Annotated in this window: 17 protein-coding genes and 1 riboswitch; all 17 genes read left to right on the plus strand. The window is 67.6% G+C overall.

Going from position 1 to position 19,272, the window contains the following annotated elements; translation table 11 throughout:
• The first annotated feature begins 2 nt into the window (after positions 1-2).
• The 17 genes from QU663_RS05430 to QU663_RS05510 all read left to right on the plus strand — a co-directional run bounded on the left by QU663_RS05430 (position 3) and on the right by QU663_RS05510 (position 19,263).
• On the plus strand, positions 3-989 hold the full coding sequence (locus QU663_RS05430) for an aspartate carbamoyltransferase catalytic subunit (RefSeq protein ID WP_021612370.1): 987 nt from the start codon (positions 3-5) through the stop codon (positions 987-989).
• Positions 982-2,301, plus strand: coding sequence for a dihydroorotase (locus tag QU663_RS05435; protein WP_009055946.1), 1,320 nt, complete (start codon positions 982-984; stop codon positions 2,299-2,301). Before QU663_RS05430 ends, QU663_RS05435 begins: the two co-directional genes overlap by 8 nt.
• On the plus strand, positions 2,298-3,485 hold the full coding sequence (gene carA / locus QU663_RS05440) for a glutamine-hydrolyzing carbamoyl-phosphate synthase small subunit (RefSeq protein ID WP_021612369.1): 1,188 nt from the start codon (positions 2,298-2,300) through the stop codon (positions 3,483-3,485). Before QU663_RS05435 ends, carA begins: the two co-directional genes overlap by 4 nt.
• The gene (gene carB, locus QU663_RS05445) at positions 3,485-6,784 is read left to right on the plus strand and encodes a carbamoyl-phosphate synthase large subunit (protein ID WP_021612368.1); all 3,300 of its coding nucleotides are present in this window, start codon (positions 3,485-3,487) and stop codon (positions 6,782-6,784) included. Before carA ends, carB begins: the two co-directional genes overlap by 1 nt.
• On the plus strand, positions 6,781-7,647 hold the full coding sequence (gene pyrF / locus QU663_RS05450; RefSeq protein WP_021612367.1) for an orotidine-5'-phosphate decarboxylase: 867 nt from the start codon (positions 6,781-6,783) through the stop codon (positions 7,645-7,647). The genes carB and pyrF overlap by 4 nt, the downstream gene beginning before the upstream one ends.
• A gap of 101 nt (positions 7,648-7,748) precedes the next feature.
• Positions 7,749-8,060, plus strand: coding sequence for an integration host factor, actinobacterial type (gene mihF, locus QU663_RS05455; RefSeq protein ID WP_007589281.1), 312 nt, complete (start codon positions 7,749-7,751; stop codon positions 8,058-8,060).
• Positions 8,061-8,087: 27 nt separating this feature from the next.
• Entirely contained in the window at positions 8,088-8,645 is a 558-nt protein-coding gene (gene gmk / locus QU663_RS05460; RefSeq protein ID WP_034481823.1) for a guanylate kinase, read from the plus strand.
• A gap of 36 nt (positions 8,646-8,681) precedes the next feature.
• Positions 8,682-8,948 (plus strand): DNA-directed RNA polymerase subunit omega, encoded by a 267-nt coding sequence (rpoZ, locus tag QU663_RS05465; RefSeq protein ID WP_003792400.1) that lies wholly within the window; start codon positions 8,682-8,684, stop codon positions 8,946-8,948.
• 1 nt (position 8,949) lies between these two features.
• Entirely contained in the window at positions 8,950-10,185 is a 1,236-nt protein-coding gene (coaBC, locus tag QU663_RS05470) for a bifunctional phosphopantothenoylcysteine decarboxylase/phosphopantothenate--cysteine ligase CoaBC (protein ID WP_021612365.1), read from the plus strand.
• A complete protein-coding gene (gene metK / locus QU663_RS05475; protein WP_021612364.1) occupies positions 10,182-11,369 on the plus strand; it encodes a methionine adenosyltransferase in 1,188 nt (395 codons plus the stop codon). Before coaBC ends, metK begins: the two co-directional genes overlap by 4 nt.
• Positions 11,366-12,004: a vitamin K epoxide reductase family protein gene (locus tag QU663_RS05480; protein ID WP_021612363.1), complete on the plus strand. Its 639-nt coding sequence runs from the start codon at positions 11,366-11,368 to the stop codon at positions 12,002-12,004. Before metK ends, QU663_RS05480 begins: the two co-directional genes overlap by 4 nt.
• A gap of 41 nt (positions 12,005-12,045) precedes the next feature.
• Positions 12,046-14,028: a primosomal protein gene (locus tag QU663_RS05485; RefSeq protein ID WP_021612362.1), complete on the plus strand. Its 1,983-nt coding sequence runs from the start codon at positions 12,046-12,048 to the stop codon at positions 14,026-14,028.
• A gap of 34 nt (positions 14,029-14,062) precedes the next feature.
• Positions 14,063-14,998 (plus strand): methionyl-tRNA formyltransferase, encoded by a 936-nt coding sequence (locus QU663_RS05490; RefSeq protein WP_034481819.1) that lies wholly within the window; start codon positions 14,063-14,065, stop codon positions 14,996-14,998.
• Positions 14,995-16,467 carry a transcription antitermination factor NusB gene (locus tag QU663_RS05495; protein WP_021612360.1) on the plus strand — a complete coding sequence of 491 codons (1,473 nt, stop codon included), beginning with the start codon at positions 14,995-14,997 and terminating at the stop codon, positions 16,465-16,467. Before QU663_RS05490 ends, QU663_RS05495 begins: the two co-directional genes overlap by 4 nt.
• Positions 16,468-16,477: 10 nt before the next feature.
• Positions 16,478-17,140, plus strand: coding sequence for a ribulose-phosphate 3-epimerase (rpe, locus tag QU663_RS05500; protein ID WP_021612359.1), 663 nt, complete (start codon positions 16,478-16,480; stop codon positions 17,138-17,140).
• A gap of 101 nt (positions 17,141-17,241) precedes the next feature.
• Positions 17,242-17,371: riboswitch (FMN riboswitch) on the plus strand.
• A gap of 56 nt (positions 17,372-17,427) precedes the next feature.
• Positions 17,428-18,201 carry an ABC transporter permease gene (locus tag QU663_RS05505; protein ID WP_034481815.1) on the plus strand — a complete coding sequence of 258 codons (774 nt, stop codon included), beginning with the start codon at positions 17,428-17,430 and terminating at the stop codon, positions 18,199-18,201.
• Positions 18,202-18,213: 12 nt separating this feature from the next.
• On the plus strand, positions 18,214-19,263 hold the full coding sequence (locus tag QU663_RS05510; protein ID WP_051267784.1) for an ABC transporter substrate-binding protein: 1,050 nt from the start codon (positions 18,214-18,216) through the stop codon (positions 19,261-19,263).
• The last annotated feature ends 9 nt before the right edge of the window (positions 19,264-19,272 follow it).

Raw genomic sequence — 19,272 nt, forward strand, 5'->3', positions numbered from 1 at the left:
CGATGAGCTTGAGCCATCTTATTTCGATCCGCGACGTGACCCGCGAGGAGGCGATCCTGATCCTCGACACGGCGGAGCAGATGGCCGCCACACAGCGCCACGGCGTCAAGAAGCTTCCGACGCTTCAGGGAAAGACCGTCGTCAATCTCTTCTTCGAAGATTCGACGCGCACCCGCATCTCCTTCGAGACGGCCGCCAAGCGCCTGAGCGCCGACGTCATCAACTTCCAAGCGCGAGGCTCGTCCGTGTCCAAGGGCGAGTCCCTCAAGGACACGGCACTGACGCTGCAGGCGATGGGCGCGGACGCCGTCATCGTGCGCCACTCCTCCTCCGGCGCCGCCCACCGCCTGGCCCACGCCGGATGGATGGACCTGCCCGTCCTCAACGCCGGTGACGGCACCCATCAGCATCCGACGCAGGCGCTGCTCGACGCAATGACGCTGCGCCGCCACTACGCGCCGTCGCTGGGAGAAGACGGCACCCCCGCTCCCGGCTCCGGCCTCGACGGGGCGCACGTCGTCATCGTCGGCGACGTCCTCCACTCGCGCGTGGCGCGCTCCAACGTCGACCTACTGACGCTCCTGGGTGCCCGCGTCACCCTGGTCGCGCCCCCGACGCTTCTGCCGATCGGCGTGGACACCTGGAACTGCGACACCTCCTACGACTTTGATGAGGCCCTGGCAAGCCGCCCCGACGCGGTCATGATGCTGCGCGTCCAGCGCGAGCGCATGTCGAGCGCCGGCGGCGGCTTCTTCCCCTCGCCGGGCGCCTACCACGCCGAATACGGCCTGACCCCCGAGCGTTTCGCGAAGCTGCGCTCCGACGCGGTCGTCATGCACCCCGGCCCCATGAACCGGGGCCTCGAAATCTGCGCTGAGGCAGCCGACTCAGACCAGTCTGTCATCGTCGAGCAGGTGTCCAACGGCGTGTGTATCCGTATGGCTGCCCTCTATCTGCTCCTCGCATCGGAAGGACATAGCAATGACTGAACAGACCCGTGACATCCTGATCACCGGCGCTTCGCTGCTCGGCGGGGAGCCCACCGACATTGCGCTGTCCGGCGGCACGATCGTCGCGATCGGCGCCGACGCTCGCGACGCCGTGCGAGACCCGCGCGTCATCGACGCGGAGGGCCTCATCGCCCTGCCCGGCCTCGTCGATATTCACACCCACCTGCGCCAGCCCGGCGGTGAGGACGCCGAGACCGTCTTCACGGGCACCCGCGCGGCCGCCGTCGGCGGCTACACGGCCGTGCACGCGATGGCGAACACGACGCCCACGCAGGACAGCGCGGCCATCGTCGACCAGGTGCTGCGCCTGGGCGAGGAGGCCGACTGGGTCGAGGTGCGCCCCGTCGGCGCGGTCACCAAGGGCCTGGAGGGCAAGCATCTGGCCGCTCTCGGCTCGATGGCCCGCTCGCGCTCGAAGGTGCGCGTCTTCTCCGACGATGGCAAGTGCGTGTCCGACCCCGTGCTCATGCGCCGCGCCCTCGAATACGTCAAGGGCTTCGGCGGCGTCATCGCCCAGCACAGCCAGGATCCTGCCCTCACCGAGGGCGCGCAGATGAACGAGTCGGCGCTGTCCGGTGAACTCGGCCTGGCCGGCTGGCCCGCCGTCGCCGAAGAGGCGATCATCGCCCGCGACATCCTGCTCGCCAAGCACGTGGGCTCGCGCCTGCACGTGTGCCACCTGTCCACGGCGGGCTCCGTCGACCTCGTGCGCTGGGGCAAGGCGCAGGGCGTCGACATTACGGCCGAGGCCACGCCCCACCACCTGCTGCTCACCGAGCAGCTGGCCGCCACCTACGATCCGCTCTACAAGGTGAACCCGCCGCTGCGCCGCGCGGAGGACGTCGAGGCGGTGCGTGAGGGCCTGGCCGACGGCACGATCGATTGCATCGGCACCGACCACGCCCCCCACCCCCTCGAGATGAAAGACTGCGAGTGGCAGGCCGGCGCCTTCGGCATGACGGGACTGGAAACGGCGCTGCCGATCCTCATCGAGACGATGGTCAATACCGGTCGCATGGACTGGACGGATATCGCTCGCGTCATGTCGACGGTTCCCGCCCGCATCGGCCGCGTGCAATCGCAGGGCCAGGGCCTCGTCGTCGGTGCCCCCGCGCACGTGGCCCTCGTGGACGCCACCGTCCGCGTGACGGTCGATCCTGCCAAGCAGTGGACGCGCTCCACGAACTGCCCCTTCCGCGGCATGGAACTGCCCGGCCAGGTGCGCTACACCATTTTCAACGGCGTCCCCACGGTCGTCGACGCCACCCCGATTGCCAAGGAGGACCGATGACCACGTCCGATATCGCTTTGCTCGTCTTGGAGGACGGAACCGTCTTCAAGGGCCGCGCGTGGGGCGCGAGGGGCCGCACGCTCGGCGAGATCGTGTTCTCGACCGGCATGACCGGCTACCAGGAGACGCTCACCGACCCGTCGTACCACCGCCAGATCGTCGTCATGACGGCCCCTCACATCGGCAACACCGGCGTCAACGACGAGGACCCCGAGTCCTCGCGCATCTGGGTCGCGGGCTTCGTCGTGCGCGACGCAGCGCGCCGCGCCTCCAACTGGCGCTCGCGCCGGGAGCTGGAAGATGAGCTGATCGCCCAGGGCATCGTCGGCATCGCGGACGTCGATACGCGTGCGATCACGCGCCACATTCGCGAGCGCGGCGCCATGCGCGCCGGCATCTTCTCGGGGGATGCACTGCCCGTGGGCGCGCAGTACCTGGGGGATGAGGCCGTGGCCTCGCTCGTGCGCATCGTCGCCGATTCTCCCGCGATGAGCGGAGCGGCGTTGGCAGCCGAGGTGTCGACGGACGAGACCTACGTGGTCGAGCCCCTCGGTGACTTCGAGGGCAAGGAACCCATCGCGCGCGTCGTCGCCGTCGACCTGGGCATCAAGTCGCGCACGCCCTACCACCTGGCCGCACGCGGAGCGCGCGTTTACGTGGTGCCCTCCACCGCCACCTTCGCGGACATCGAGGCGCTCAAGCCGGACGGCGTGTTCTTCTCCAACGGCCCCGGCGACCCGTCGACCGCCGACCACGAGATCGGCGTGCTACGCGCCGTGCTGGACGCGGGCATCCCGTACTTCGGTATCTGCTTCGGTCACCAGCTGTTTGGACGCGCCCTCGGGTATGGCACCTACAAGCTAAATTACGGGCACCGCGGCATCAACCAGCCGGTGAAGGACGTCGCGACGGGCCGCGTCGAGATCACCGCCCACAACCACGGGTTCGCGGTTGATGCGCCCGTGGGGGAGCCCTCGATTGCCCCCTTCGAGTCGGGCAGGTACGGCCGCGTCGAGGTCTCGCACGTCGGGCTCAACGACGGCGTCGTCGAGGGCCTACGGGCCCTGGACATCCCTGCCTTCTCCGTCCAGTATCACCCCGAGGCAGCCGCCGGCCCGCACGACGGCGAGCTGCTGTTTGATCGCTTCATGTCCCTGATGAGCGCCGCTAAGGAGACCCACTGATGCCCCGCAGGAATGATCTGTCCTCCGTCCTCGTCATCGGGTCGGGCCCCATCGTCATCGGCCAGGCGTGCGAGTTCGACTACTCGGGCACGCAGGCATGCCGCGTCTTGAAGGAGGAGGGCCTGCGCGTCATCCTCGTCAACTCCAACCCGGCAACCATCATGACCGACCCGGGCATCGCGGACGCCACCTACGTCGAGCCGATCACCCCGGAGGTCGTGGCGTCGATCATCGAGAAGGAGCGCCCCGACGCGCTGCTGCCGACCCTGGGCGGCCAGACGGCCCTGAACACGGCCGTCGCCCTGTCCGAGATGGGCGTGCTCGAGCGCTTTGACGTCGAGCTCATCGGCGCCTCGATTGACGCGATCCGGGCGGGCGAGGACCGCGAGGAGTTCAAGGAGATCGTCGAGCGTTCGGGCGCCGAGGTCGCGCGTTCCTTCATCGCCCACACTCTGGAGGAGTGCCACGCGGCCGCCGCCGAGCTCGGCTACCCCCTTGTCGTTCGTCCCTCCTTCACGATGGGCGGCCTCGGCTCCGGTTTCGCGTACACCCCCGAGGATCTCGAGCGCATCGCCGGCCAGGGCCTGGCCGCCTCCATCACGACCGAGGTGCTCCTGGAGGAGTCGATCCTCGGGTGGAAGGAGTACGAGCTTGAGCTCATGCGCGACAAGGCGGACAACGTTGTCGTCGTGTGTTCGATTGAGAACGTCGACCCGGTCGGCGTGCACACGGGTGATTCGATCACAGTCGCCCCGGCGCTGACCCTCACCGACCGCGAGATGCAGCGCCTGCGCGACATCGGCATCGCCGTCATCCGCGCCGTGGGCGTGGACACGGGCGGCTGTAACATCCAGTTCGCGATCCACCCCGAGACGGGCCGCATCATCGTTATCGAGATGAACCCGCGCGTGTCGCGTTCCTCCGCCCTGGCCTCGAAGGCGACGGGCTTCCCGATCGCGAAGATCGCCGCGCGCCTTGCCACCGGCTACACGCTGGACGAGATCCCCAACGACATCACGGGCTCAACCCCGGCCTCGTTCGAGCCGACGCTCGACTACGTGGTCGTCAAGGTCCCGCGTTTCACCTTCGAGAAGTTCCCGGCCGCCGACCCCACCCTCACCACGTCGATGAAAGCCGTCGGCGAGGCCATGGCAATCGGCCGTTCCTACACGGAGGCTCTGCAGAAGGCGCTGCGCTCGATCGACAAGGGCGGCGTTCAGTTCCACTGGGATGGGCCGGCCCCCACCCCCGAGGAGACCCGCGCGCTCGTGGAGGCTGCGGGAGTCGGCACCGAGGGGCGCCTCGTCCAGGTCCAGCAGGCGATTCGCGGGGGCGCGACCCTCGAGGAGCTCTACGAGTCCACGAAGATCGACCCGTGGTTCTTGGACCAGGTGTTCCTCCTCGACGAGGTCGCGACCCGCATCCGAGGGGCCGAGGCCCTCACGGGCGACGTCCTCGCCGAGGCGAAGCGTCACGGCTTCTCCGACCGTCAGATCGCCGCCATGCGCGGCCTGTCGGAGGATACGGTGCGCGAGGTGCGCGGCGCGTTTGGCATCCACCCGGTCTTCAAGACGGTCGACACCTGCGCCGCCGAGTTCGCCGCCCGCACGCCCTACCATTACTCGACCTACGACCAGGAGAACGAGGTACGCCCGCGCGAGCGCGAGGCCGTCATCATCCTGGGAGCCGGTCCCAACCGCATCGGCCAGGGCATCGAATTCGACTACTCGTGCGTGCATGCCGCCATGTCGCTGCGCGGCCGCTACGAGACGATCATGGTCAACTGCAACCCGGAGACGGTCTCGACCGACTACGACATCTCGGACCGACTCTACTTCGAGCCCTTGACCCTCGAGGATGTGCTGGAAATCTACCGCGCCGAGTGCGCGGCCGGCCCCGTCAAGGGCATGATCGTCCAGCTCGGTGGCCAGACCCCGCTGTCGTTGGCCGCCGACCTCGAGCGCGCCGGCGTGCCGATCCTGGGCACAAGCCCGCGGGCCATCGACCTGGCCGAGGACCGCGAGGAGTTCGGCAAGGTTCTCGAGGCGGCCCACTGCCCGGCACCCGCACACGACACGGCGCACACGCCCGAGCAGGTCATTGCCGTCGCCGAGAAGGTCGGATACCCGGTCCTCGTTCGGCCCTCCTTCGTGCTGGGCGGGCGCGGCATGGCGATCATCAACGACGAGTCGGCGCTGCGCGAGTACCTCGCCAGCCACGACTCCGAGCTGCTCTTCTCGCGCGGCCCGCTTCTCATCGACCGCTTCCTCGACGCGGCCATCGAGATCGACGTGGACGCCCTGTACGACGGCCAGGAGCTCTTCATGGGCGCCATCATGGAGCACATCGAGGAGGCGGGCATCCACTCGGGTGACTCTTCTTGCGTGCTGCCTCCCATGACGCTGTCTGCACGTGAGCTGGAGCGCATCACCGCCTCGACCGAGGCGATCGCGCGGGGAGTCGGCGTGCGAGGCCTCATCAACATTCAGTTCGCGCTGCTCTCCGACACCCTCTACGTCATCGAGGCAAATCCGCGCGCCTCGCGCACCGTCCCCTTCGCCTCGAAGGCGACCGGCGTGCAGCTGGCCAAGGCCGCGGCCCTCATCCAGGTGGGTGCTTCGATCTCGTCCTTGCGTGAGCAGGGCCTTCTACCCACACACGACGCGCGCGAGATTCACGACGGCGGATCGATCGCCGTCAAGGCCGCGGTCATGCCGTTCAAGCGTTTCCGCACGGACAAAGGCGAGATCGTCGACACCGTCCTCGGTCCCGAGATGCGTTCGACCGGCGAGGTGATGGGCATCGACCGCGACTTCCCGACGGCCTTCGCCAAGTCACAGCTCGGTGCATCGACCGACATGCCGACCTCGGGCACGGTGTTCATCTCCATCGCGGACACCGACAAGCGTGCGATCGTCCTGCCGGCTGCACGCATGCATGAGATGGGATTCAACATCCTCGCAACGTCCGGCACCGCCTCCGTGCTGCGCCGCAACGGCATCGAGGCCCAGTCTGTGCGCAAGTCCTCCGAGGGCCGCGGCGACGGGGGAGAGCCGACGGTCGTCGACCTGATCAACGAGGGGTCGATCGACCTGGTCGTCAACACGCCACAGCGCAGCGCCCCGCGTAACGACGGCTACCAGATCCGCGCGGCCTCGGCCTCGCAGGATCGCCCCGCCGTCACGACGCTCCAGGCGTTCAACGCGATGGTGCAGGCCATCGAGGTGCGCATGCGCGGAGCCTACTCCGTGCGCTCCCTGCAGGAATGGGATTCGATCCGATCGGAGGAAACACGATGAACCCGCATTCCGCCACCCGTCCGATTCGCCTCGGTTTCGGAGACCGCCTCTACGCCGCCATGGAAGAGCATGGTCCCGTGTGCGTGGGCATCGACCCGCACGCCTCGCTGCTGGCCCAGTGGGGATTGGATGATGACGCGAACGGCGTTCGAGAGTTCTCTCTTCGCGTCGTTGAGGCCCTGGGTGGGCGCGCCGCCGCCTTCAAGCCGCAGGCCGCATTCTTCGAACGCCATGGCTCGCGCGGCGTCGCGGTCCTCGAGGAAGTCATCGCGGCCTGCCGCGAGGTGGGCACGCTGTGTATCGTCGATGCTAAGCGCGGCGACATCGGCTCCACCATGGCCGGCTATGCGCAGGCCTATCTGTCGGATGATTCGCCGCTCGCCGGCGACGCTGTCACCCTGTCTCCCTACCTGGGGGTCGGCTCGTTGACCCCCGCTCTTGAGCTTGCGAAGCAGACGGGCAGGGGAGTGTTCGTTCTGGCGCTGACCTCGAACCCCGAGGGCGCCTCCGTGCAGCACGCGCGCGGAGAGGACGGACGCAGCGTCGCAGGTCACGTCGTGTCCCAACTGGCGGACTTTAATGCCTCTTGTGATCAATTACACCTTGGCCCTGCGGGCATCGTCATCGGTGCCACCGTGGGCGATGCCGTGCAGCGTCTCGGCATCGATCTTCCGGCTCTAAAAGGCGCTTTTTTGGCTCCAGGAGTGGGCGCGCAGGGTGCCGGTCCGGTGCAGGTCAGGCAGGTTTTCGCGGGCGCGGAAGACGCCGTGTTGGCCTCGTCGTCCCGCGCGATTCTGGGCGCGGGCCCGAGTGTGGCCGGACTGCGCGACGCCTACCTTGCGACGGTCGATTCTCTGAAATAACCTATCGAGTTAATCAGAAGTCGGCGTTTTGGGATGGCGCAAGTGCTTTGAGAGGTGACATAGTTTAATTACCGAAGATCCCAACGGAGGAGATGATCAGAATGGCACTACCTGATCTCACGCCGGAACAGAGGGCACAGGCCCTCGAGAAGGCAACTCAGGCACGGCGTCGTCGCGCCGAGGTCAAGAACGCGCTCAAGGCGCGCTCGATGAACCTGTCTGAGGTTTTGGAACTCGCCGATTCCGACGAGGCCGTGGCGAAGATGAAAGTCGTTTCGCTTCTGGAGTCGCTGCCGCGCGTCGGCACGAACACGGCCGCTGTCCTGATGGACGAGTACAAGATCGCCCAGAGCAGGAGAGTACGAGGCCTTGGCCCCGTCCAGCGCAAGGCACTGGTCGAGCGTTTCGGCTGATACGGGCACGCATGGCACAATTGAGCCATGACTCAGGCTCAATTGACAGTCCTTGCTGGCCCAACCGCTGTTGGAAAGGGAACCGTCGTCGCCGCTCTCCGTGAGCGCTACCCGCACCTGTTGGTGTCGGTTTCGGCGACGACTCGTCATCCTCGACCCGGTGAAGCGAACGGCGTCCACTACTACTTCGTTTCCCCCGAAGAATTCGATTCCATGATCGAAGGGGGAGAGATGTTGGAGTGGGCGCTTGTTCATGGCACAAACAAGTACGGCACCCCTCGCGGTCCTGTCGATGCGGCTCTGGCGGCTGGCGAGCCAGTCCTGCTCGAGATCGACCTTGCTGGCGCGCGACAGGTTCGAGCTAATCGCCCCGACGCTCAGTTCATCTTCCTGGCTCCGCCCTCCTGGGAGGAGCTGGAGCGTCGACTCGTCGGCCGCGGCACCGAAGGCCAGGAGGAGCGCGAGCGCAGGCTTGCCACGGCCCGCGTCGAGATGGACGCCGCCTCCGAGTTCGATCACGTTGTGATCAACGACGATGTCGAGCGCGCGGTGCGTGAGCTGGCCGGGCTCATTGGCCTGGAGTAATATCTATCTGAATCTGCCACTGAGAGGAAGACACGCATGTCCGGAATTGTTGCCCAGCCCGTGGGTATCACCTCCCCGCCTATTGACGATCTGCTGGAGCACGTCGATTCCAAGTACGCGCTGGTTATTTTTGCCGCGAAGCGTGCTCGCCAGATTAACTCCTACAACCTGCAGCTTCAGCAGAACATGATCCAGTTCGTGGGTCCCGTCGTCGACGTTCAGCCCGACGAGAAGCCTCTGGCCGTGTCTCTGCGTGAGATCAACGAGGGCCTGCTCTCTCTCGAAGCAAACCCCGAGGCCTGACGTGGCGTCGATCGTCGTCGGAGTGACCGGCGGCGTCGCAGCCTTCAAAGCACCGATCGTGGTCCGCGAGTGTCAACGCGCGGGCCACGACGTGTATGTGGCGGCGACGCACGCTTCGTTAGAGTTCGTGGGCAGGTCGACCTGGGAGGGCATCACGTCTCGCCCCGTCGCAGTCGAGATCGCGGGGGAGGGGCGCGCCGAGCACGTCGAACTGGCCCGGGTCGCCGACCTGATCATCATCGTCCCTGCGACCGCAAACACCCTCGCCCGCCTGGCCGGGGGCTTTGCCGATGACATGGTGTCGCTCACCGTGCTCGCCTCTCGCGCTCCGGTGGTCGTGGCGCCCGCGATGCACTCGAACATGTGGCTGGCTCCCGCGACCCAAGCGAACGTCGCAACGCTGCGCCAACGCGGCGTCCACGTCATCGAACCCGAGTCGGGCGCACTCGGCTCCGGAGACAGCGGCGTCGGCCGGTTGCCGTCGCCGGAGGAGATCGCGCGCCGCGCCCTGGCGATTCTCGGCGGGAGCGATGAGGCCACTGTGGGCACCTCGCTCGCCGGAAAGACACTGGTCGTGACGGCCGGAGGCACGAGGGAGCCGATCGACCCGGTGCGTTTCCTTGGCAACAAATCTTCGGGTCGTCAGGGCCTGGCCATCGCCGCCGCCGCGCAGCGTGCGGGAGCACGTGTGCGCGTCATCGCAGCCAACATCGACGACTCCGTGATGGCGTGCCTTCCCTCCTCGGTTGAGGTGACTCGCGTGGGCAGCGCCCAACAGATGCGCGAAGCCACCCTCGCCCAGGTGCGGGGCGCCGACGCCCTGGTCATGACGGCCGCGGTCGCCGATTTTCGCCCCGAGGCGACCCACGCCTCGAAAATGAAAAAGGACCCGAGCACGTCGGACGCGCCGACCCTGCGCCTCGTTCGAAACCCCGACATTCTCTCCGAGGTGGGCCACAGCGTCACTCGCCCGCCCCTCGTCGTGGGCTTCGCGGCAGAGACGGGCACCGACGAGCAGATCCTGGCCTACGGCGCCGACAAGGCCGCGCGCAAGGGGGCGGACTACATCGCCTTGAACCGTGTGGGTGCGGGCGTCGGCTTCGGTGACGTCCCCAACGATATCCGACTTCTCGACGCCAGCGGCGCCATCGTGGGCCGTTACACCGGCTCAAAGGATGAGGTTGCCGCAGGTCTTATCGGCCAGATCGCCGCTTTCCTTGATAGCCTTGAGCGGTGAGTCAACAGCTTTTCTCTTCCGAGTCCGTCACCGAAGGTCACCCCGACAAGGTCTGTGACCGCATCTCCGATGCGATCCTCGACGCCCTGCTCGACGCCGATCCCCGCTCGCGCGTGGCCGTCGAGACGATGGCCGCCACCGGCCTCATCCACGTCGCAGGCGAGGTGACCACGGAGGCATACGTTGAAATCCCCGAGATCGTGCGCCGCGAGATCCTCTCTATCGGCTACGACTCCTCGCGCGTCGGCTTCGACGGCGCCTCGTGCGGCGTCTCCGTATCGCTCGACGGGCAGAGCCCCGACATCGCTGGCGGCGTCGACGAGGCGCTCGAGGTGCGCGGCACCCAGGGCGGCGATCGCCGTGACCGCCTGGGAGCGGGCGACCAGGGCATCATGTTCGGCTATGCATCCTCCGATACCCCCGATCTCATGCCGGCGCCCATCTGGCTGGCGCACCGCCTCGCCAAGCGCCTGACCGACGTGCGCAAGCAGGGCGTCGTGGAAGGGCTGCGCCCCGACGGCAAGACCCAGGTGACCCTCGCATACGAGGGCGGGCGCCCCGTGGGCATCGACACCATTGTCGTGTCGACCCAGCACGACGAGAAGCTCACCCAGGGGGCCATCGCCGACGCCGTGCGTACCCACGTCATCGACCCCGTCATCGAGGAGTCCGGCCTGGCTCTGGCAACCGGCGACATGTCTGCGCTGATCAACCCCTCGGGACGCTTCGTCCTGGGCGGCCCCGCGGCGGACGCGGGCCTGACGGGCCGAAAGATCATCGTCGACACCTACGGGGGTATGGCCCGTCATGGCGGCGGCGCCTTCTCGGGCAAGGATCCCTCCAAGGTTGACCGCTCCGCCACCTACGCTGCCCGCTGGGTCGCCAAGAACGTCGTGGCCGCCGGCATCGCCCAGCGCTGCGAGATTCAGCTTGCTTACGCCATCGGACGCGCCCGCCCGATCGGCCTGTACGTTGACACCTTCGGCACCGGCGTCGTACCCGAGGAACGCATCGCGGATGCTATCCGCGAGGTCTTCGACCTTCGTCCCCTCGGCATGATCGAAGACCTGGATCTGCTCCGCCCGATCTACCGCGAGACCGCCGCATACGGCCACTTCGGCCGCGAGGGCTTCCCCTGGGAGGCCACGAACCGCGTCGAACAGCTCAAGGCCGCCCTCGCATGACGAGGTCAGCGGAGCAGATCGAGGATTTCGTGCCCTCCTGGGATACCGAGGAGGCGCGCGGGGCGTGGCGTCGGCGCACGAGCCTGGAGATGATCGTCTCCGGGTTTATCGGCCTGGTCACTTCCTTCGTCCTGTCGATCGAGGCGTGGCAGCTGGCCGCCGATTCGTCGACGCGCTTCGGCTGCGACGTCTCCGCGGTTCTGTCGTGCTCGACGGTCGCCCAGACGTGGCAGGCCCGTATTCTGGGATTCCCCAACGCCTTCCTCGGCATTTTCTTCGAGGCGGTGGTCTTGGCTATCTCCGTCGCGATTGCCTCCGGCGTGCGATTCCCGCGCTGGTACATGGCCTGCACGAATCTCCTGTACACGGTCGCGCTGTTTTTCGCGTTCTGGCTCTTCAGCCAGTCCTACTTCGTCATTCAGGTTCTGTGCCCGTGGTGCCTCCTCATCACGCTCACGACGACGCTCGTGTTCGGCGGTATTACGCGCATCAATATTCGTGACGGCGTGATTCCGGCGCCGGAGTCTGTGCGTCGCATTGTTGGCCAGGGCCTGGATTGGGCGTTGTGGGGGCTCATCGTCTTTGGTGTGCTCGCGATGGTGGTCGCCAAGTATGGGCTTAAGCTCTTGGGCTGAGCGGTACCGCAGATGAGCCCGCGCCGTGTTTCACTAGGCTCATGATGTCCACGCAGGGTCTGCTCGACGGTTTCGACCCGCCTGCCACACGCAGCGCGGAGGTCGCCCGCGTGCTCGTCGACGTGGATCTGGCTCACATGGACCGGCCGCTCGACTACCTCGTCCCCGACGGACTCGTTGACCAGGCCACGGTCGGCTCTCTCGTTCGTGTGCGCTTCTCCGGCAACCGCGTTGACGGCTGGATTATCGAGCGCACCCGCCGCGAGGTGAGCGACGGCGTCGGCCGTCTCGAGGCCGTCGTGTCGGCAACGCCCGTGCTCACGCCCTCCCTGTACGAGGCCGCACGCCGCGTTGCGTCACGTTTCCTTGCCACCACCTCCCAGGTGCTCTCACTTGCGCTGCCGCCCCGGCACGCGCGCGCGGAGAAGGACGTGCTAGCCAGTGCGCCTGGCGCGTGGCCTCTCGTTGATAGCCCGGCTGCAGGGGAGGGATGGCGCGCATATTCGGCCGGTCAGGCCCTGCTGTCGCGACTGGCGGCGGGGGAGAGCCCCCGCGCCATCGTCACCTCCCTGCACCCTCACCTGCGTTCGTGTCTGTCGGAAGCTGTGGCCGCAACTGTGTCATCGGGGCGCAGCGTCATAGTGATCACGGCGACCGGCGAGCAGGCCACGCGCGTGGCCCACGACCTCGAGCAGGATCTCGCCGTTCCCGCGGTCGTCAGCGGAGGAGAGGTGAGTGCCGAGGAGCGTTACCGCGTTCACGTCGCCGCTTCCCTGGGCCGCGTTCCCGTCGTGGTGGGTACTCGCTCGGCCGCGTGGGTTCCCTGCGCGTCCCTCGGGCTCATCATCATCCTTGACGATGGGGACGATCGTCTGCGCGAGCGTCGTTTTCCTCGCTGCGATGCCCTCGACGTGGCCGTGCAACGCTGCGCGGTTGAGGGCGCCGGCCTACTCGTCCTGTCCGCGTCCCGTTCGGTCAAGGCTCAGGCTCTCGTCCGCTACGGTTGGGCGGTGAGTGTCGATCCCACCGTGCACGCGCTGCGCGAGGCTACGCCGCGCGTGCACCTGCACGGGCAGGTTGAGGCACAACGAGAGGGAGCCGGCGGACACATGCGCATCCCGCAGGCCGCCTTACGCATGATTCGCCAGGGCCTGCGCGACGGGCCGGTCCTTATCCAGGTGGCGTCCGCAGGCTACTGGCCGACCGTCGTGTGCCGCCGCTGCGAGGAGCATGCGCGCTGCCCGCGATGCTTCGGGCCTCTGACGATGAGCGCCGACGAGGCGCTTTCGTGTGCCTGGTGCGGGCGCGAACCTAGCTCTTGGCGGTGCCCCCACTGCTCTGGGCGAGAGCTGCGCGGTGCCCGCGTGGGTTCCTCGCGCACGGCTGAGGAGATCGCTCGAAACCTGCCTGAGGCCTCCGTGCTCGAGTCTTCGGCTGCCCATCGCATCAGTCGCACGCTTCCGTCTCGCCCCACCGTCATCGTTGCGACGGCGGGCGCCGAACCCCACGTCGACGGCGGCTACGCCTGCGGGATCGTTCTCGATGCCGCAGCCCTCGCCGGGCGGGCGGAGCTGTGGGCCCCCGAGGAGGCTGCGCGGCGCTGGCTTCGCGCCCTCTCGCTCGTGCGCCCGGGCCGCCCGGGCCTCGTCGTCGGGACGATTCCTGAGGCTTTGGGCCAGATGCTGGTTCGTTGGTCACCCACCGACTACGCGGAGCGACTTCTCGACGAGCGTGAGGCCCTCGGCTTTTTCCCCGCGTGCACGATGGTTGCCCTGGACGGCCCCGCTGCGCAGGTGCGCCAGGTCGCTGACCAGGCCGTGCGCGAGGGCGGTGCACAGCTCGTAGGTACGGTGGCTGTGCCAGCTACCCGTGAGGGTGAGGAGAACCAGGTGCGTACCCTCGTGCGTGCTCCGCTGCCGGACAGCGCGCACATGCTCGCCTCGCTTGCCGACATTCGGCGCTCGCGTAGCGCACGCAAGGCACCACTGGTGAAAATGAGCGTGAACCCACCGGAGCTCTTCTAAGTCCGAGGCCACGCGGTGCCGTAAACTGGCGCCCGTGCGCATTATTTTTGCTGGAACTCCCCACGCCGCAGTGCCCACACTGCGCGCCCTGCTTGCCTCCCCCCATGAGGTCGCCCTCGTGATCACCCGTCCGCCAGCGCGGCGCGGACGGGGTAAAACGCTGTATCCGTCTCCCGTGGCCGAGGTTGCCGCACAGGCTGGCATTGAGCTGGCGGAGACGACGACAGTGAAGACGCCGGAGATCGGCGAGCGCATCGCTGCCGTGGGAGCCGACCTCGGTGTCGTCGTGGCCTACGGGGGGCTCATCCCTCCCGCCGTCCTGGCGATGCCGACACACGGATGGGTGAACCTACACTTTTCTGACCTGCCCCGATGGCGCGGCGCAGCGCCTGTCCAGTGGGCGATACGCGAGGGTGACACTGAGACGGCCTCGTGCGTCTTCAACCTTGAAGAGGGGCTCGATACCGGCGACGTCTACTCGCGCGTCGCGGTGCCGATCGGGCGCGAGAGCGCCGGCGAGCTGCTGAGCGCGATGGCGCAGGCGGGTGCCGCCCAAGCCCTTGACGTCGTCGATAAGCTCCAGGCTGGGACCGCGGTCGCGCTCCCGCAGAGCGCGACGGGCATCACGCACGCACGCCGCCTGGAGCACGCCGACGGTTACGTCTCCTTCACGCGCAGCGCCGAGGAAGAGGATCGCATTATCCGCTCCGTCACGCCCAACCCGGGCGCCTACACGATCCTGCCCGGCGGCACGCGCATGAAGCTTGGCGTGGCGATGCCGGTGGAGCGCGATGACCTGGAGCCAGGCCAGCTGGACATCACGAAGAAGCAGGTGAGCGTCGGCTGCGCGGGCGGCGCGCTCATCCTCGGTCAGGTCGCACCCGCCGGTAAGTCCTGGATGGACGCCGCGGCGTGGGCTCGTGGCGCCAGGCCGGATGTCACGATGCGCATCGGTGGTGCGAGACGATGAGCGAACGCCGATACTCCGACGGCTACCGCAAGCTGCGTCGCGCCGACGAGCCCCGGCGCATCGCCTACGAGGTCCTCTACGAGGTCCAGGCCAAGGGCGCCTTCGCGAACATCCTGTTGCCCAAGGCGCTGCGTCAGGCGCGCCGGGACGGGCACTTCACCGACCGCGACGCGGCCTTCACCTCCGAGCTCGTCCACGGCACGCTGCGCGCGATTGGGCGCCTCGACTGGGTCATCGCGCGCCACGTGGATCGGCCGCTGGCCGACCTGGATCCGCGCGTTGTAGTGCTGGCGCGCATGGGCGCCCACCAGCTCCTCGACATGCGCGTTCCCGACCATGCGGCCGTCTCAGCGACGGTGGACGTCGCCCGCGAGCACCTGTCCGACGGCCCCGTTCGATTCGTCAACGCCGTCCTGCGCTCGATCACGCGCGAGAGTAGCGAGGAGCGCGAGGCCGCCATGGCCGCCATCTCGGACGTGGACGAGGCGCTGGGCGTGCGCTACTCGCATCCCGCGTGGATGGTGCGCGCGTTCCGCGAGGCGCTCGTCGCGCACGGCTACTCGCCGGACGAGCTTGAGGACGTCCTCGCAGCGGACAACGAGGTGCCCACCGTGACACTCGTCGCGCGCCCGGGCCTGATGAGCGTGGACGAACTCGCCGACGAGGCGGAGGATATCCTCGATACGCGCGTGGCCCTCGGTGCCATCTCCCCGCGCGCTGTGCTGCTCGAATCGGGTGATCCAGCGCGACTTCCCTCGATTCGCGACGGCCGCGCGGGCGCCCAGGATGAGGGTTCTCAGCTCGCCGCGCTCATCGCCGCGCACGCGCCCTTGGATGGGGGAGCGGATGAGCGCTGGCTTGACCTGTGCGCGGGTCCGGGCGGTAAGGCGGCGATGCTCGCGGGGCTGGCGCAGGAGCGCGGGGCTCGCGTGATCGCCAACGAGGTCCATCGCCATCGTGCCCGTCTCATCGAACGCACGACGCGGCTCTACGACTCCATCGAGGTGGTCAGCGGGGATGGGCGCAGCTTTGGCGGCGGGCGCAGCGCCTGGCCGCTCGCGTCCTTCGACCGCGTCGTCGTCGATGCTCCATGCTCGGGCATGGGGTCGCTGCGCAGGCGGCCCGAGTCGCGGTGGAATCGCACCCCCGCGGATGTGGAGGAGCTGACGGAGTTGCAGGCTGAGCTCCTGGACCGCGCCGTCGCACTGACGCGCCCCGGCGGCGTCCTAACCTACATCACATGCTCGCCGCACGCGGCCGAAACCCGCGACCAGGTCGCGCGTCTGCTCGAGGTCGGCGACGTCGACCTGTGTGACACTGTCGCACTCGCCGACGACTGTGCTCCATCGCCGCTTGGCGTGCCAGACGCGGCGGGCCGCCTATCCGGCGCGGCGGGCCGCACCCTGCAACTGTGGGATCACCGGTTTGGCACGGATCTTATGTTTGTGGCGTGCCTGCGCAGACGCTAGCATATGCGTTATGAACGCCACAATTAGCCCCTCGATCCTGAACTGCGACATCGCCGACCTGCGCGGCGAACTCGCGAAGATCGCCGGAGCCGACGTCGCCCACGTCGACGTCATGGATAACCATTTCGTGCCAAACCTGTCGTGGGGGCTCCCGGTCGCTGAGGCCGTCGTCAAGTCCGGGATCCTCCCGGTGGACGCCCATCTCATGATCGAGGATCCCGATCGCTGGGCGCCCGGCTACGCGGAGGTCGGATGCCACTCGGTGACCTTTCACGCCGAGGCTGCGGCCGCGCCGCTTCGCCTGGCGCGGGAGCTGCATCGTCTGGGGGCGCGCGCGGGGCTGGCGCTCAAGCCTGCGACTGACATCGCGCCCTTCGTGGATATCCTCAACGAGTTCGACATGATCCTGATCATGACTGTCGAGCCTGGATTTGGCGGCCAGTCTTTCATCGAGCAGATGATTCCCAAGATCGAACGCACCCGGGCGGCCATCAACGCCGCCGGCCTGGAGGTGTCGATTCAGGTGGACGGCGGGATCTCGCGCGCGACTATCGAGCGCGCGGCCATCGCTGGCGCCGATAACTTCGTCGCCGGCTCCGCTGTGTTCCGCGCTGAGGACGCCCACCGCGAGGTGGAGGCGCTGCGCGAGCTCGCGAACGCCCACACTCACTGATCGCGACTACGCCAATGAGCGGGACGGGGCTCGGGCCTCGTCCCGTTCGTGCACCGCGAACTCCTCTCGCAGCCACACGCCCCGCGTGGCACAATGGCAAGCGAGTACTCCGGGGTCGGTGAAAGTCCGAACCGGCGGTGATAGTCCGCGACCCGCCCTCACCGAACGAGGGCGGTTGAGCCGGTGAAATTCCGGCGCCGACGGTTACAGTCCGGATGGGAGGAGTGCATGAGGCGCATGCGTGCGTCTGCTGTGCTGCGCGTACCCCCGGTGTCGGAAAGTAAGTCGTGGCATCTCGGAACAAGCCTCGCGGTGTGCTCACCGTCGCGGCACCGATCATCTTCTTCGCCCTGTTGCTGGCGGGTTGGTGGCTGTCGACCACGCTGACCGGCATCGAAGCCTGGCGCCTGCCCGATCCGCTCACTGTCGCCCGCAAGGGGGCGGCGCTCTTGCAGCGCCCGACCACCTGGCGCCAGATCGCGGTCACGGGCGGCGAGGCGGTTGCTGGGTGCGCGCTCGGAACGGTCGTTGCGCTGCCGTTAGCGTATGCAATCTACCGTTGCCGCCTGTTGGCTGCGGCGGTGGAACCCTTCCTTGGGGCAACCCAGGCGTTGCCCGCCATCGCAATCGCCCCCATTCTCGTGCTGTGGGTCGGGTACGGCATCACGCCAATCGTCGTGCTGTGCGCGCTCATGGTGTTTTTCCCGATCCTGGTGTCCACGGTCGTCGGACTGCGTCATATCGACCGCGAGCTGCTTGAGGCGGCCGCGCTCGACGGGGCGAGGGGGTGGACGATGGCCCTGCACATGGAGATTCCGCTTGCGGCCCCCGCAATTCTCGGTGGTCTGCGCAACGGTTTCGCCCTGTCGGTCACGGGCGCAGTCGTGGGGGAGATGGTCATGGGAGGGTCCGGGCTCGGGCAGGTACTCACTCAAATGAGAAGCAACGTGGACACCGCCGGCATGTTCGTCATCATCGCGATCCTGTGCGTGATGGCGACGATCCTGTACGTCATCGTGTACCAGGTCGAGCGGTCGAAACGTTACGCCATCACGCAGTGAAGGAGACATCCCTTGAAGCTTTCCACTATTGGTCGCGGCCTCGCACTCGGTGTGTGCGCCTCGCTGGTGCTGTCCGCTTGTGTGGCTGGTTCGAACGCAGGCCAGTCGGGCTCGTCCGCAACCGGCGACGCCGACGTCACCATCGGTCTGACCTACATTCCGAACGTGCAGTTTGCGCCCGTGTACGTCGCCGACGCGCAGGGCCTGTATAACGACGCGGGAGTGACGGTGACGGTGCGCCACCACGGCTCCGATGAGGGGCTCTTTACGGCGCTGTTGGCCGGGCAGGAGGACGTCGTTATCGCCTCGGGCGACGAGGCTGTGGTGGCCGCCTCGCAGGGCCTGGACCTCGTCTCGATCGGGCAGTACTACGCGTCCTACCCCGGCACTGTCATCGTTCCCGCGGATTCTCCGATCGCGACCCTCGCAGACCTGAAGGGCAAGACGATTGGCATTCCCGGCGAGTATGGCTCGAGCTACTACGCGACCCTCGCGGCGATCAAGGCCGGCGGTCTGCAGACCTCCGACGTGACTATTTCGTCGATCGGCTACACGCAGCAGGCGGCCCTGGCGGCCGGCCAGGTGGACGCGGTCGTCGGTTTCACGAACAACGACGCGGTGCAGATGCGCCTGTCGGGTCTCGACATTCGCGAGATTCCACTCGATGACGGTTCCACCCCACTGGTCGCGGCCTCGATTGTGACGACGCGCGAATGGGCGCAGTCCCACCCGGATGCGGCGCGCGCGGTCGTCTCTGCAACCACCGAGGCGATGAATGCGATCGCCGCCGATCCCCAGGTCGCGCTCGATGCGACTGCGCAGTGGGATACGACGCTGACCGATGAGACGTCGCTCGGCGCGGCGAACGCGGTGCTCGCTGCGACCGTTCCACTGTGGCTCGGCGACGACGCGCGGGCGGATGGGGTTCAGGATCTCGCGACGTGGTCGTCGATGGTGTCGTTCCTGTCCTCCATCGGCGTCCTCGAAGGGGACGTGGATCCGTCCGCTATCGTGACAAACGAGTACGCCGACGCCGGTGCCCAGGCCTCGTCTCAATCCTGACGGTGCGCC

Source organism: Schaalia sp. HMT-172 (genome assembly GCF_030644365.1).
Lineage (GTDB): Bacteria > Actinomycetota > Actinomycetes > Actinomycetales > Actinomycetaceae > Pauljensenia.